At 67.0% G+C, this 14,150-nt stretch carries 16 protein-coding genes; 11 read left to right on the top strand and 5 right to left on the bottom strand.

Annotated features, from left to right (window positions below; translation table 11 throughout):
• Window positions 1-79: 79 nt before the first annotated feature.
• The gene (locus K6T50_RS17375; protein ID WP_222609494.1) at window positions 80-889 is read left to right on the top strand and encodes an alpha/beta fold hydrolase; all 810 of its coding nucleotides are present in this window, start codon (window positions 80-82) and stop codon (window positions 887-889) included.
• Window positions 882-2,537 (top strand): AMP-binding protein, encoded by a 1,656-nt coding sequence (locus tag K6T50_RS17370; RefSeq protein WP_222609493.1) that lies wholly within the window; start codon window positions 882-884, stop codon window positions 2,535-2,537. Before K6T50_RS17375 ends, K6T50_RS17370 begins: the two co-directional genes overlap by 8 nt.
• Window positions 2,538-2,543: 6 nt before the next feature.
• On the opposite strand, the gene K6T50_RS17365 is transcribed toward K6T50_RS17370, so the two are convergent.
• The gene (locus K6T50_RS17365; protein ID WP_222609492.1) at window positions 2,544-3,308 is read right to left on the bottom strand and encodes an SDR family NAD(P)-dependent oxidoreductase; all 765 of its coding nucleotides are present in this window, start codon (window positions 3,306-3,308) and stop codon (window positions 2,544-2,546) included.
• Window positions 3,309-3,436: 128 nt separating this feature from the next.
• On the opposite strand from K6T50_RS17365, the gene K6T50_RS17360 reads away from it, so the two are divergent.
• Entirely contained in the window at window positions 3,437-4,141 is a 705-nt protein-coding gene (locus K6T50_RS17360) for a helix-turn-helix domain-containing protein (RefSeq protein WP_222609491.1), read from the top strand.
• Window positions 4,142-4,225: 84 nt separating this feature from the next.
• Here the strand turns inward: K6T50_RS17360 and K6T50_RS17355 are convergent, their stop codons facing one another.
• A complete protein-coding gene (locus K6T50_RS17355) occupies window positions 4,226-4,861 on the bottom strand; it encodes a type 1 glutamine amidotransferase (RefSeq protein ID WP_222609490.1) in 636 nt (211 codons plus the stop codon).
• Between the two features lie 40 nt (window positions 4,862-4,901).
• Between K6T50_RS17355 and K6T50_RS17350 the strand changes: the two genes are divergently transcribed.
• Complete coding sequence (locus K6T50_RS17350; RefSeq protein ID WP_222609489.1) at window positions 4,902-5,048, top strand: hypothetical protein; 147 nt, start codon at window positions 4,902-4,904, stop codon at window positions 5,046-5,048.
• A gap of 119 nt (window positions 5,049-5,167) precedes the next feature.
• Window positions 5,168-5,383: a hypothetical protein gene (locus tag K6T50_RS17345; protein WP_225935486.1), complete on the top strand. Its 216-nt coding sequence runs from the start codon at window positions 5,168-5,170 to the stop codon at window positions 5,381-5,383.
• Between the two features lie 286 nt (window positions 5,384-5,669).
• Here K6T50_RS17345 and K6T50_RS17340 read toward each other — a convergent pair whose 3' ends face one another.
• Together K6T50_RS17340 and K6T50_RS17335 are read right to left on the bottom strand one after the other, a co-directional pair.
• The gene (locus K6T50_RS17340; protein ID WP_222609488.1) at window positions 5,670-6,485 is read right to left on the bottom strand and encodes a nucleotidyl transferase AbiEii/AbiGii toxin family protein; all 816 of its coding nucleotides are present in this window, start codon (window positions 6,483-6,485) and stop codon (window positions 5,670-5,672) included.
• Window positions 6,479-7,093: a hypothetical protein gene (locus tag K6T50_RS17335; protein WP_222609487.1), complete on the bottom strand. Its 615-nt coding sequence runs from the start codon at window positions 7,091-7,093 to the stop codon at window positions 6,479-6,481. Before K6T50_RS17335 ends, K6T50_RS17340 begins: the two co-directional genes overlap by 7 nt.
• A gap of 346 nt (window positions 7,094-7,439) precedes the next feature.
• On the opposite strand from K6T50_RS17335, the gene K6T50_RS17330 reads away from it, so the two are divergent.
• From K6T50_RS17330 to K6T50_RS17315, 4 genes are all read left to right on the top strand, one after another.
• Complete coding sequence (locus K6T50_RS17330; RefSeq protein WP_222609486.1) at window positions 7,440-8,873, top strand: ABC transporter substrate-binding protein; 1,434 nt, start codon at window positions 7,440-7,442, stop codon at window positions 8,871-8,873.
• A complete protein-coding gene (locus K6T50_RS17325; RefSeq protein ID WP_222609485.1) occupies window positions 8,874-9,767 on the top strand; it encodes an ABC transporter ATP-binding protein in 894 nt (297 codons plus the stop codon).
• A gap of 101 nt (window positions 9,768-9,868) precedes the next feature.
• Window positions 9,869-10,561 carry an ABC transporter ATP-binding protein gene (locus K6T50_RS17320; protein WP_222609562.1) on the top strand — a complete coding sequence of 231 codons (693 nt, stop codon included), beginning with the start codon at window positions 9,869-9,871 and terminating at the stop codon, window positions 10,559-10,561.
• Entirely contained in the window at window positions 10,558-11,634 is a 1,077-nt protein-coding gene (locus K6T50_RS17315; protein ID WP_225935485.1) for a branched-chain amino acid ABC transporter permease, read from the top strand. Before K6T50_RS17320 ends, K6T50_RS17315 begins: the two co-directional genes overlap by 4 nt.
• A 37-nt stretch (window positions 11,635-11,671) precedes the next feature.
• Here the strand turns inward: K6T50_RS17315 and K6T50_RS17310 are convergent, their stop codons facing one another.
• Window positions 11,672-11,896 (bottom strand): hypothetical protein, encoded by a 225-nt coding sequence (locus tag K6T50_RS17310; protein ID WP_222609484.1) that lies wholly within the window; start codon window positions 11,894-11,896, stop codon window positions 11,672-11,674.
• A 6-nt stretch (window positions 11,897-11,902) separates the two neighbouring features.
• On the opposite strand from K6T50_RS17310, the gene K6T50_RS17305 reads away from it, so the two are divergent.
• Window positions 11,903-13,102: a branched-chain amino acid ABC transporter permease gene (locus K6T50_RS17305; RefSeq protein ID WP_425601422.1), complete on the top strand. Its 1,200-nt coding sequence runs from the start codon at window positions 11,903-11,905 to the stop codon at window positions 13,100-13,102.
• Entirely contained in the window at window positions 13,095-14,129 is a 1,035-nt protein-coding gene (locus K6T50_RS17300; RefSeq protein WP_222609483.1) for a 3-oxoacyl-ACP synthase, read from the top strand. Before K6T50_RS17305 ends, K6T50_RS17300 begins: the two co-directional genes overlap by 8 nt.
• Window positions 14,130-14,150 lie beyond the last annotated feature (21 nt).

Below are 14,150 nucleotides of genomic sequence, written 5' to 3'. Positions count from 1 at the left end.
TCGTCGCGGGTCGGGGAAAGCGTCGCGGGTTAACATGTGAAGCGCCCGCTTGAAGGTGACGCGAGCGCTGGGATCCCTCGTGCAAACCGCGGATCACGACGGCGTCGCGATCGCCTACGAGGAGCGCGGGCGCGACCCGGCCGAGGCGGAGACGGTCGTCCTCTGTGAGGGGCTCGGCTACGGGCGCTGGATGTGGAACTGGCAGGCCGACGCGCTGACGGACGCCTATCACGTGGTGCTGTGGGACAACCGCGGGACGGGCGAGTCGGACGTGCCGGAGGGGCCGTACACAATAGATCAACTCGCCGGCGACCTGGAGGCGGTGCTCGCCGACTCCGGGATCGAGGAGGCGCACATCGTCGGCGCGTCCATGGGCGGGATGGTCGCCCAGCGGTACGCCCTGTCGTACGACCGGGCGCGGTCGCTGGCGCTGCTGTGCACCTCCCCGGGCGGCCCCGACGCGGTGCCGACGCCGGAGTCGACGCTCGCGCGGATGTTCTCGGTCCCCGACGACGCCGACGAGCGCGAGGCGATCCGCTACAAGATGGCGCCCGCCGTCACCGACGGGTTCATCGAGGGGAACCCGGAGCTGATCGAGCGGATCGTCGACTGGCGCTTGGAGTCGGACGCGCCGCCGAGGGCCCGGGAGGCGCAGGCGGCGGCGGTGCAGGCGTTCGACGCGAGCGACGAACTCGACACGCTCGACGTTCCGACGCTCGTCGCCCACGGGACCGACGATCGGGTGCTCCCCGTCGAGAACGGCGAGTTGCTCGCGGAGGCGATCCCGAACGCGGACGCCGAGTTCGTCGAGGGGGGCTCGCACCTGTTCTTCATCGAGGAGTCCGAACGCGTGAACGACCTTCTCGTCGAGTTCCTCGCCGATGCCTGAGGGGGACACGGGCGCCCCGGACGAGAAAGGAACGACCAGCCCGCCCTCCTCCGGTCCCGACTGGGTCGGCGACTGGTCCGGTCGTCGCGCGTCGCTGTCGCCCGACCGCGTGGGGCTCGTCGACGGGACGACCGGCCGAGAGTACACCTACGCCGAGTTGGACGATCGCGCGGTCCGGACCGCACGAGTCCTCCAGTCCGCGGGCGTGGAGAAGGGCGACCGGGTGGTGACGCTCTCTCGGAACCGGCCGGCGCTGGTCGACCTGTTCTTCGCGACCGGGAAAGTCGGCGCCGTGCTCGCGCCGCTGTCCCACCGGCTGGCGCCGCCGGAGCTGGCCGAGCTCGTCGGCGACACCGACCCCGCCGCGGTCGTCGTCGAGGCGGCGTTCGCGGACCTCGCGGCCGACGCGCTCGACGAGGGAGACATCGACCGCACCGACGTTCGGGTGTTCGTCGTCGGCGACGACGCCGACGCCGTCGCGAGCGCGGCCGACGACCTCGGGGGAGAGTCGTTCGAGGACGCCCGGCCGGAGGGGGGCGGGGCGGGATGGCGAACGAGTTCGGACGGGAGCGTGGACGAACTCGACCGCCCCGAGGTGTCGCTGTCGGACCCCCACCTGTTCCTCCACACCGGCGGGTCGACCGGGACGCCGAAGCAGACGGTGATCACCCACCGGGCGGTGTACTGGAACTCGATGACGACGATCGCGGCGTGGAACCTCCGCGGCGACGACGTGACGCCGATGCCGTTCCCGATGTTCCACACCGGCGGGTGGAACGTGCTCACGGTACCGTTGTTCCACACCGGCGGGACCGTCGTGATCGCCCGCGGGTTCGATCCCGGCCAGGTGTTGGGGGTCGTCGACGACCGGGACGCGACGGTGCTGGTCGCGGTGCCGGCGGTGTTGCGGATGATGCGCGACCACGACGACTGGGCCGACACGGATCTGTCGTCGCTGCGGTTCGCCAAGTCCGGCGGCGGCCCCTGCCGACGCTCGGTGCTGGAGGCGTGGTGGGACCGCGGCGTCGACCTCTCGCAGGGATACGGCCTCACCGAGTGCGGCCCGAACAACTTCGCGATGCCCGACGACTGGCCCCGCGAGAAGGCCGACGCCGTCGGCGTCCCCGCGCCCCACGTCTCCGCGCGGGTCGTCGACGCCGAGGGCGACCCCGTCGAGCACGGGACCGTCGGCGAGCTCGAACTGTCCAGTCCCGCGGCAGCCGACGGCTACTGGAACGCCCCCGAGGAGTCCGCCGAGACGTTCGGCGGCGGGTGGGTGTCGACCGGCGACCTCGCGCGCGTCGACGACGACGGCTACTACCACATCGAAGGGCGCAAGAAGAACATGTTCGTCAGCGGCGGCGAGAACGTCTTTCCGCCCGAAGTCGAGGACGCGCTCACCGATCATCCGGGCGTCAGGGAGGCGGTCGTCATCGGCGTCCCCGACGACACGTGGGGGACCGTCGGGAAGGCCGTCATCGACGGCGACGAGTCGCTGACGCTGGAGGACGTGACGGCGTTCCTCGACAGCCGCCTCGCGCGGTTCAAACACCCGAAACACCTCGCGTTCGTGGACGAGGTCCCGTACTCGGGTCCCTCGAAGATCGACCGCGAGGCGGTGCGCGAGCGGTTCGGCGAGGACGAGTGACGAACCCTACTCCCCCTCCTCGACGAACCGCGCGGTTCCACGGTCCACGAGCGCGGGGAAGCGCCGCGAGAGCGCGATCCCCAACCGCGTTCGCCAGTCCGCGTAGATGACGGCGTCGGTGCGGTCGACCTTCCGGGCCAGTTTCCGCCCGACCTCATCGGGGTCGGCGAGCAGCGACTCGGGGTAGCCGATCCGCGCCGCCGAGCGCGTGTTCGTCAGGGGCGGGTGCATCAGCGTGACCGCGACGTTCGCGTGGCGCAGTTCCGAGCGGACCGAGCGGACGAGCGCCTCGAGGGCCCCCTTCGTCGAGGCGTACCCCGAGAGCAGCGGGTGGCCGACGATCCCGGCACCGGAACTGACGGTGTGGACCGTCCCGGCATCGCGCTTCAGCATCTCGGGGAGAACGGCCCGCATCGTGCGGACGGTGCCGAAATAGTTCACGTCGAACTCCCGCCGGAGATCCGTCGGATCGCGATCGAGGAACGCGCCGGCGGTGAACACCGCGGCGTTGTTGACGAGCACGTCGATGTGTCCCCACTCGTCGCGGACGGCGCCCACCGCCGTCGTCACCGAGTCGTCGTCCGTCACGTCGCACTCGTGATACCGGACGGCGTCGCCGTGGGTCGCCGCGAGGGCGTCGACGCCGTCGCCGTTCACGTCGAGCACGGCGACCCGGTCGCCGTCGGCGAGCAGCGCGGCCGCGATGCCGTGGCCGATCCCCTCGTTCGCACCGGTCACCGCGACGACCCGAGCGCCGTCAGTTCGTTTCATTCTGCCGTCCCGGAGGCTCCCGGCGACAAAGACTGTATCCTCGACCGGGGGGCGGGACCGACCTGGGAGTCACCACACAAACAATTATGTAGTTCGTCCCGAATTTCCCACGAAGGTCGGGGAGCACCATGATCGACGTCACCTTGGACATGGAGCAGTACGACTGTCCGTTCATCCACGCCACCGAGGAGCACGATCTGGCGTTCTCGGCGGTGCACTGGGAGTTCGACACCGCGACCGACACGCTGGAGACGCGCATGGTCGTCGAGGGTGACGACCGCGAGTCGCTCGGGCGGGGGCTCACGGAGTTGCGCGAGCACGACGGCCTGCGCGAGTATAACCTCCTCTCGAAAACCGGCGGCGTCGGCCACATCCGGACCGTCATCGACGAGACGGCCGCGATGTCGACCATCCGCGACGGCGGCGGCTACATCACCGGTCCCTTCTACATCGCGGACGGCTCCGAGCTGTGGCACGTCGGCTTCGACGGCCGCGGCGAGGCCGACGGGACCCTCTCGCGGCTCGACCGCGACAACGAGTACGAGGTCTTGGAACGCGACGAGCCCGATCTGCCGGAGTTGCAGGGGTTCATTCAGAACGCCGGCGCCGCGATGACGCTCATCGAGGGCTGCAAGGACCTCTCGGACGTGGAGCGCGAGACGCTGCAGACGGCGGCCTCGGAGGGGTACTTCGAGAGTCCGCGCTCGGCCACGCTCGGCACACTCGCCGAGGAGTTCGACGTGTCCAAGCCGGCCGTCTCGAAGAACCTCCGGCGCGGCCAGCGGAAGATGCTCCAGCGCGTCGTCGACGCGATGGGCGAACTGGAGGAGTGACCCGCCTCGGACGCTCGTTCCGGGACACTATCGGCGATTCGCCCTCTGGTTCACGGTACCCGAGAACTCGTGTGCGGTCCTGGCTCACTCGCCGGCGTGGGACGCCACGAGGTCCGCGAAGTTGGCGAGCGTTCGTGTGGCGGTAGCGTCCGCGAAGGAGCGGTCGGACTCCTCCCAGTCGTCGTACTCGTCGACGATCCGCGGCGTGAACTCCGGGTGATACTGGACGGACCACACTGGGCTGTCGCGGTGCCGGGTTGCGAAGTACTCGTAGTAGTCCGCGCGGCCGATGATCTCCATCCCCTCCCCGAGTTCGGTAACCACGTCGGAGTGAAGGACGGGCACGGTTGGTTCGACCCCGTCGAAGAGGGGGTCGTCGTCGAACTCGGCGTCACGGAGGTGGAGCCGGGAGGTTCCGCTGTCCTCGACCTCCCCGCCGAGGGCGGCGTTCAGGATCTGGTGGCCGAAACAAATGCCGAGCGTCGGCACGCCGTCCTCGACGAGGCGGCGCGCGAACCGCTTCTGCTCGGTGATCCACGGCTGGTCCGGCTCGTCGTACACGCCGGCGCCGCTCCCGCCGATGACGACGCCGTCCACGTCCTCGAGGCTCGGGTCGCCGTCCTCGTTCGGGTAGTTGTACGCGCGAGCGTCGGGAAGGAAGTGCACGATCTCGCCGGCCATGTAGCCGCCGTCGACCGCGTTGTCGAGTACCAGTATCATATTCGCCTTCGTTGAGCGGAACTGGTATCCTTGCGGTAACATGACTTTCGGTGCTGAGGCGGGACGCGCGGACGATCCCATGCTCGGCGGCTTCGTCGCCCACGAGTGTGCGGGCCGGTACGCCGTTCCCCGACGCGAGCGTGTCGAGGGCCCCGAGGCCGTCATCAGGATAGCCGCTCGTGACTAGGTCGTGGAGGAGCAGCGTCCAGGATATTCAGCCAGACGGGCGCTTGAGTAGACTGTCCGGTATGTTCAGGGTTGTCGATCCCGGAACGGTTTTTCTCCGCGGGCGACGAACGGTCCCCGATGGCGAGCTATCCGGCACACGCGGTGCTCATGGAGGCCCTCCGCGACTGGCGCCGTCACGCCGCCGCTGTTGCCAGTGTGGCAGTGGCGTTCGGGGTCGCGTCCTCGCTCGGTTCGAGCGTGGCGTACTACACTGCAGCGTTGGTCACGTTTACCATCTGGATGGCCTGGTTCGTCCTGACCGCCGTCGAGGTGATACGGCTCGCGGATTTCTGACTCAGGTGGTGCCTTGGGGAGAGCCCGGAGTTGACACGTGGGGTTTCCGCTCAGAGGGGATGAAATCCCTCGACTCCGGTGGATTACGAGCGGTTCCTGATTGGTAGCCATGTGAAATACAGACGAGTCAGTTAGCACAGCGATTAGAGACGGAGTTGTTAACACGAGATTTTTATTCAGACGAGTCCTCCTCAAGCTCAAACGACCGGATTGGTACGTAGAGGTACGGGAAAATTCGATTGTAGGACGTATTCCCGAGATCCACCGGAGAAACCCTAAATAGACACTACTGCATTAGTCGTGTAATCGAGTCACTGATGAGCTGTTGGTCGATTTGGAGGAGTTGCGCTGCGTTTTCGAATATGGTTTCGTCTACTGCATCCTCCATCCGACCCAAGTCAGATTTCGAGACGTACTCCAGTGCGTCTGTTTTCATCTCACCGTAGTCTTTGACGTACCAGAGAAGGGCATGAAGATCAGAGACATCCTTCACCCGCTTGTGGCTCTTATCCCGATCTGGAAGCGACCGAATCTTCATCGCTGCCAACAATGCTGGTGGGACAATCAGCTTCTGGCTGGATGGTGACCACGAAACATATTCAGATAATGGTTCGCCCCTGTCGTCCTCGAACACCGGTGCAAGCAGGGATTCTGCTGGCGGCTTGAACCCGAACACCTCCCGGAACCCGTCTAACTCTGTGGTATTCGGAATTACGTCAACGTAGACTTGGAACACCTCGTGCATCCCATATTCGCTGGCCTCGTCCTCACTGATGCGCTCTTGGCTGTCACGGAGAAAGTTCTGAACAAACCCAAACCGGCTTTTCGTGTATCCCAGGTCCTCGATTGCCGAGATAGATGTCCCAATCGGAGTCCCAAGGAGTTCTTCATCACTCCAGTCGGAGTCTACATGGACGCCGATATCGATGTCACGCGACCCGATGTACTCCCGACTATGCTCGGAGTGAAAGCCGGGATTGACGTGGAGATGGACTGCCCAGCCACCGAGCAAGCAGATAGGTGGCTCAGCAGCCTCAAACACTGCCTGAAGCTCCTGCTCGGACAGCGCTGTTACCTGCGGGATATAGTACTGTCTCACCATCGTTGCTCACCGTGATATGAATCAATGAGTTTCTCTGCGGCCTCCTCACACGGTCCGCCCTCCGCAAGCAGATCCAGAATCAACTGCGGGATGGATACGGTCGAGAACCCATCGACACGCTGTTGCTTATAGAATACGTGATCGTCCAGAACCCTGATCCGGGTATTCCCACCACCCAGTAATCCCTTCTCCTCAACGGTTTCAAGCCAGTTACTAATGTCCTCGGAGGAGATGTAGAAGTCAGTGCTGGAGGCGAAGAGGAACCCTTGGTGGAGGTTTTCTGCTTGGTACGTCGTTAACGCATACTCTAGGTCGGTTTCTGCTAACAGGTCCATCGGCTGCTGGAGTGATATTTCCAGTTGATTCGGCTCAATCCGTTGGTCCAACCAGACTCGGTACAGATCAGCAGCACCGACAACCTCGGTTCCCTTGATCAGTCCCACTTCTTCGAGTTTCTCCGTGTATTGCCGCGTCCACGGTTCGGATGCGTCTGCTAGCTGCGCCAGCCGGTACTTCGTCAGATCATTTCCGGTGTGGTTTAACAGGACGCGAATAATCCGCTCCTTGGTGAAGCCACGTTCTCGATTGGGTTGCTCCAGCAACGCCATGATACATTGGTTAACGCGAGTACTTATATATCTAACCAACGCATTGTCTATCTGACTTACTTAAATACTCAACCACAGAATCACGAAGTCCGCCGGTAGAGTAGTAAAATAGGGCCAAGACATTTACTCCATATGCAATCCTACGTACCGGCTGTTTCACCGCAGATCGTGTCGGTCCAATAGGTTTCTACGGAGCTGGACGCGGCGAGACGGACGCTAGGTCTCACCCGTGCTGTCGTACAGCCGTTCGAACTCCTGCTCGCCTCGGATCCGATCCCGGCGAACGCCGCCTCGTTCACATGTTAACCCCGCAGTTCTTGCCGGATACGTCACAGTACAGCACTGTATGAGTGAGCGTATCACACGACGCCGGACGCTGGCCGCGCTGGGTGCGACGGGCATCGCGGGTTTAGCCGGCTGTGCCGGCGGGAACGGCGGCGACGGAACCGAAACCGACGGAGATACCGCGGCGGCGGACACGGAGACGAGCGACGACATGGACGGGACAACGACGGGAAGTTCGAGCGGGGCGTCCGGGACGGTGAAGATCGGTGTGCTGCAGCCCATCTCGGGCGACCTCCAGTACTACGGCCAACAGTCGCTGTGGGGCTTCTCCTGCGGGCTCGCGTACAAGGCCGGAGTCGAGCCGGCGGTGACCGCCGAGACAGGCAGCCAGACAGTCACCGTGGGCGACGTGGACTACGAGCTGTACATCCGCGACACGCAGTTCTCGGCGGACACCGCCCAGACGCTCGCCACGAATCTCGTCACCGACCAGGAGGTGGACATGCTGTTCGGCTGCGCCTCCTCGGGGGCCGCCAGCCGCGTGAGCACGACGGTCGCCCAGCAGGCCGGCGTCCCGTACATGGCCGGGCCGGCCGCGTCGGCGTCGCTCACCGGCGACTCGGAGACGTGCGCCGACAACGTCTTCCGCGCCTCGGAGAACACGGCGATGGACGCGCGCTCGGGCGGGAAGTACGTCGCCCAGGAGTCGGACGTGTCGCGGGTGTTCCTGTTCGGCGCCGACTACTCGTTCGGCCGCGCCGTCGTCAACAACTACGAGCAGGTGCTCACGAACGAGGGAGTCGAGATCGTCGGCAAGCGGTTCGTCCCGCAGGGGTACAGCGAGTGGGAGGGGCTGCTCGACAACGCCGTCGAGGCGGGCGCCGAGGGGATCGTCGGCGGGTTCACCGTCGCGACGCTCCCGAACCTGTTCACGACGTACCTCCAGGGCGATTACGACTTCACCGTGTTCGGCGGCTTCGCGACCGCGATCACGAACAACGTCGTCGGCGGCCTGCTCCAGAACCAGCTCGGCGAGCCGCTCACCGAGGAGAAGCTCGACGGCCTCGGCGTCGGGCCGTTCACCACCCGGTACCACTGGAACCAGTACGATAACGAGATCAACTCGGCGTTCGTCGACGGCTACGTGAACGCCTACGGGCGGGTGCCGGACCTGTTCACGTCGGGGACGTTCACGGCGGCCTCCGCGATCGTGCAGGGCGTCGAGGAGGGCGGCTCGACCGAGGGCGCCGACATCGCCGAGGCGCTGCGCGGGATGACCGTCGCGGAGACGCCGAAGGGGACTGACGCCTACACCTTCCAGGAGTACAACAACCAGGCCCGCTCGGAGATGACTGTCGCGAACGTCGTCCCCACGGCCGACGAGTGGAGTGACACCTGGGGAGCGGCCGTCCAGCCGAGCGACCCCGTCGCGCGCATCGCGGCCGAGGAAACGACGATCCCGGCCGACGGCGACGACATGACCTGCTCGCTGTAGATGCTTCGCACGAGTGGTCTCACGAAGCGGTTCGGCGGGCTCACCGCCGTCGACGACGTGGACTTCGCGCTCGGCGACGACGAGCTGTGCTCGCTGATCGGCCCCAACGGCGCCGGCAAGACGACGTTCTTCAACCTCCTGACGGGGGTGCTCGAACCGACCGAGGGCGCCGTCGAATTCCGAACCGGGAACGACGGGAGCGTCACGACCGGCAGCGATGAAGCCGACGCAGCGGACGGTGACGCGGAAGACGCCGACGGCTGGCGCGACATCACCGGCGACGCGCCACACGAGATCGCGTCGCTGGGCGTCCATCGGTCGTATCAGGTGACGAACGTGTTCCCGAACTCGAGCGTGCTGGAGAACGTCCGCGTCGCCGCACAGGCCGCCGGCGGCGACGGCACAAACTTCTGGCGCAACGCCGGGCAGCTCGACCGGTACATCGAGGAGGCGTACGCGATCCTCGACCGCGTCGACCTGGCGGATCGCGCCGAGGAACCCGCCAGCGCGTTGTCGCACGGGGCGAAGCGCCAGCTCGAGGTGGGTATCGCGCTCGCCGGCGACCCGGATGTCCTCCTGCTCGACGAGCCGAACGCGGGCGTCTCCTCCGAGAGCGTCGACCGCGTCGTCGACCTCATCGAGGACGTGGCGACGGATCACGCCGTGCTGCTCGTCGAGCACAACATGGACATCGTGATGGAGGTATCCGACCGCGTCGTCGTGCTCAACCAAGGTGCGGTGATCGCCGACGACGAGCCAGCCGCCGTCAGGGACGATCCCGCCGTCCAGAAGGCGTATCTCGGCGGCTACGAGCCCGGAAGCGCGAGCAACGGCGCATCGTCCGACGCCGGCGACGACGCTGACACGGGAACGAACGGGGGTGAACCGGCGTGAGCACGGACACGAGCGCCGAGTCGAACGCGAGTTCGGATGCGAGTACTGACGCGGACGACCGTGTCGCCGGCGAGTCCACGACCGACGACCGCGGCGACCCGCTGCTATCGCTATCGGGCGTCGAGACGTACTACGGCGACAGTCACGTGCTCGAGGGCGTCGATCTGGAGGTGTACGAGGGCGAGGTTGTCGCGTTGATGGGGCGCAACGGCGTCGGGAAGACGACGACGCTGCGCTCGGTGTTGCAGCTCACGCCCCCGCGTGAGGGATCGATCCGATACCGCGGCGAGGAGCTCGTGGGCCGCGAGACTCACGAGGTCGCCGCCCGCGGCCTCGGGTGGATCCCCGAGAACAGGCGGATGTTCGGACAGCTCACCGTCGAGGAGAACGTCCGCGTGGCCGTCCCGGACGCCGACGACGCCGACGCGGCGCTGGATCTGGCATTCGACACGTTCCCGGACCTCCGGGAGCGACGCGACGCGAAGGCGGGCGACCTCTCGGGCGGGCAACAGCAGATGCTTTCCATCGCCCGTGGTCTCGTCGGCGACAACGACTTGCTGCTCGTCGACGAGCCAAGCGAGGGGCTGGCGCCGCTCATCGTCGAGGCGGTCGCCGAGGCACTAACCGAGGCGGCCAGCGACACGACGATGCTGCTGGTCGAACAGAACCTCCCGCTCGCGCTCGACGTTGCCGACCGGTTCTACGTGCTCGATCACGGCACCGTCGTCGACGAGGGCGACACCGATGCCGTCAGCGCCGACGGCGACCGACTTCGGAGGTACCTCTCGGCATGAGCGCGATCGCTCAGGTGATGGCATCGCTGGCTCCGGTGGCGTCGCTGGCCTCGCTCGCGTCCGTCGGGACGGCGCTCCCCCTGCAGTTCGCGGACGCGTTGATCGAGTTCCTCTCGCCGACGACGCTCGCGGACGTGATCGTCCGCGGGATCGCCGAGGCGAGCCTCTACGTGATGATCGCCGCCGGCCTGACGCTCGTGTTCGGGCTGATGGGCGTGCTCAACTTCGCCCACGGGTCGTTGACGATGCTCGGCGCGTACCTCGGCGGGCTGGTGCTCGTGACCGTAGTCGCGCAGTCGACCGGCGGGGCCGGGCGGCTGCTCGCGTTCGGCGTCGCCGTCGTCGTCGCCTTCGGTGCCCTCGCAGCCCTCGGCGGCGGTGTGGAGATCGGGCTCGTCAGACCGATCTACGACCGGCCGCCGCTGTATCAGATCCTACTCACCTTCGGCGTGACGCTGGTACTCGACGAGCTGGCGCGCATCGTCGTGCTGTTCTACGGGTTGCAGCCGACGACCGTCTGGCAGGACGTCCTCGGGACGAAGCCGGCGTTCCTCGCCGACTCACTCGGCGTCGCCGGCGTCTCCGCGAGCGGGCTGGAGCTGTTCCACATCCTGTTCGGCGTCGCGACCGTCGTCGGCGTCCACCTGTTTCTCACCCGGACGCGCTACGGGCTGTTCGTGCGCGCCGGCGGCGAGGACAGCGAGATGCTGTCGGCGCTCGGTGTCGACGTGAACCGGGTGTTCACCGTCGTGTTCGCGCTCGGGACCGGCATTGCCGGCGCCGCCGGCGTGCTGCTCGCGTGGGACCCATCGTGGGGCGCGTCGGTCCCGCTGGCCGCGGAAACGCTGCTCCCGGCGTTCGTCGTCGTGATCGTCGGCGGGCTGGGAACGTTCCGCGGCACCGTCGTCGCGGCGCTGATCGTCGGCCTGGTCGACTCGTCGATGACGTGGTGGTTCCAGAACTTCGTCGACTTCACCGGCCTGCCGGAGATGGTGGTGTTCCTCGTGCTCGTGATCACGCTGATCGTGAAGCCGCAGGGGCTGTACGGCGTCTCGGAGGTGGGGGGCCATTAGCTCCCCCGACGACCCCGCCGACGGGGACGACTCCGAATCACACGCCGGCGACGGGACCAACGCGGACACCGGATCCGCCGAGACATCCGTCGGCGACGGTGGGGAGCCCGTTGACGGCGTCGGTCGGGCCGACGGCACCACGGCCGACAGCGACGCTGCCGAGGCCGCCGACGGCGACACCGCAAGTGCCGTCGATCGATACGCCGGCGCCGACGACGAGACCGCGTGGTACCGGCAGTACGCCGAGGACCATCTGGTCCACCTGGCTGTGGTACTCGCGTTCGCCGCCTATCCCGGCGTGTACGCGCTGCTCGTGAACTCCGGGCTGTCGGCCGAGGTCGTCGCGCTGTTGCCGCGGATCGAGACGCTCGTCGTCGTGTTGTTCTTCGCGCTCTTTGCGATGTCGTTCGACTTCATCAGCGGCTACACGGGCTACCTCTCGTTCGGCCACGCGGCGTTCTACGGCACCGGCGCCTACCTCGTCGCGCTCGCGGCCAACGGGAAGATCCCGCTGTTGGGTCCGGAAACGCCGTTCATGCTCCTGCTCGTGCTCGCTGGCGTCGCCGCCGCGGCGCTGGCGCTCGCCATCGGGAGCGTGTCGTTCCGCCTGTCGGGCGTCTACTTCGCGATGATCACCCTCGGGTTCTCGCAGGTGCTCTACGTGTTCGTGCGCGACTGGGACTTCGTCTCCTCGGCGCCGCGCGACGGCGTCGCGGTGACGGGCACGTTCGAGGGGTTCCGGATCGGCGTCCCCGGCGTCGACGGGCTCTCGGTCGCGATCGGACAGCTCACGGGCGATTCGATCGAGGGGCTGTTCGGCTTCATCAATCTCTCGCCCACCGAGGTGTCCTTTTACGCCATCGGGGCCGTGGTGCTCGTGTGTTACCTCGCGATGCAGCGGCTCGTCCACTCGCCGTTCGGGCGGACGCTGATCGCGATCCGCGAGAACGAGGAGCGCGCCCGGGCGATCGGCTACAACACCTACGCGTACAAGCTCGGCGCGTTCGTCGTCTCCGGCTTCTTCGCCGGGATCGCCGGCGCGCTGTTCGTCGGGTTCCGGCGCTCGGTGACGCCCGAGAGCGGGTTCTACTTCCTCGTCGCCGGCGACGCGCTGTTGGTGTCGATCATCGGCGGCTTCGGCACGCTCGCCGGGCCGCTGTACGGCGAGCTGTTCGACGCTACCGTCCGCGAGTTCCTCTCCAAGGTGGGCGGCGGGGGCGGCTTGTTACCGTACCTCCGCGCGAACGTCGGCGACGCGACGCTCGCGACCGAGATCTACAACGGACTCACGGTCGCCGAGGCTATCGACACGTTCCTGAACGGGCACGCCGCGCTGTACGTTGGCCTGCTGTTCGTCCTGTTCGTGTTGTACGTCCCGAACGGCCTGCTCGGCACCGCCCGCGACCGCATGGGCGGCACGCTAGCGAAGGCCGTTCCTCGTCGCCTCCGGCGGTGGTTCGATGGCTGAGGGGCGGACCGTCGGCCTCACCGGCCTCGGAACGTACGTACCCGACGAGGTGTTGACCGGGGAGGAGATCGCCGAGATCAGCGGGATCCCCGAGGAGGTCGTCGTCGTGAAGATGGGGATGCGCGAGAAACGCGTCTGCCCCCCGGACGACGACCACGTGAGCGACATGTGCGTCGCGGCGGGGCGCGAGGCGCTCTCGGATGCCGGGATCGAGGCCGGCGACCTCGACCTCCTCCTGTATCACGGCAGCGAGTACAAGGACCACGTCGTTTGGTCGGCCGCCGCTGACGTGGCCGAGCGCCTCGGCGCCGATGACGCGTACGCCCACGAGTCGTATGCGCTGTGTGCGGGTGCGCCGATCGCGATCCGGCACACCGCCGCCCAGCTCCGCGTCGGCGACATCGATCGCGCGCTGCTGGTCACCGCGAGCCGCGAGGAGGACCTGGTCGACTACACTGACGGGGACGCGAGCTTCATGTTCAACTTCGGCTCGGGCGCGGCCGCGACGGTGCTTGAAGCCGATCCGAGGGATGACCGGACGCGGGCAGTCGTCCGGGAGTCGGCGGCGACGACCGACGGCAGTTTCTCCCGCGACGTGGTGATGCCGGCGGGCGGGTCGGCGAAGCCGCCGAGCCGCGAGACCGTCGACGCGGGCGAACACACGCTGACCGTGCCGGATCCCGAGGGGATGAAAGAACGGCTCGCGGACGTGTCGGCGCCGTCGTTCCTCTCGGTCGCCGACGACGCGATCGCCGACTCGGGGTACGAGCGCGACGACATCGACTTCCTGGCGCTCACCCACATGAAGCGGTCGTTCCACGAGTACCTGTGTGACGAACTCGGCGTCGACGAGGGCGGCCAGTACTACCTGGACGAATACGGCCACGTCCAGAGCGCCGATCAGGCGCTTGCACTCGCCGAGGGGCTCGATAGGGGACGCGTCGCCGACGGCGATGTGATCCTGTTCCTCGCGGCCGGCACCGGCTACACGTGGGCGGCGACCGTGCTGGAGTGGACCGCCGGCTGACTCGTCGACCCCGTCGAAGCC

Source organism: Halobaculum magnesiiphilum, from assembly GCF_019823105.1.
Taxonomy (GTDB): domain Archaea; phylum Halobacteriota; class Halobacteria; order Halobacteriales; family Haloferacaceae; genus Halobaculum; species Halobaculum magnesiiphilum.
Note: the sequence above shows the minus strand (reverse complement) of the source record. Positions and strands in the feature narration are given on the sequence as shown.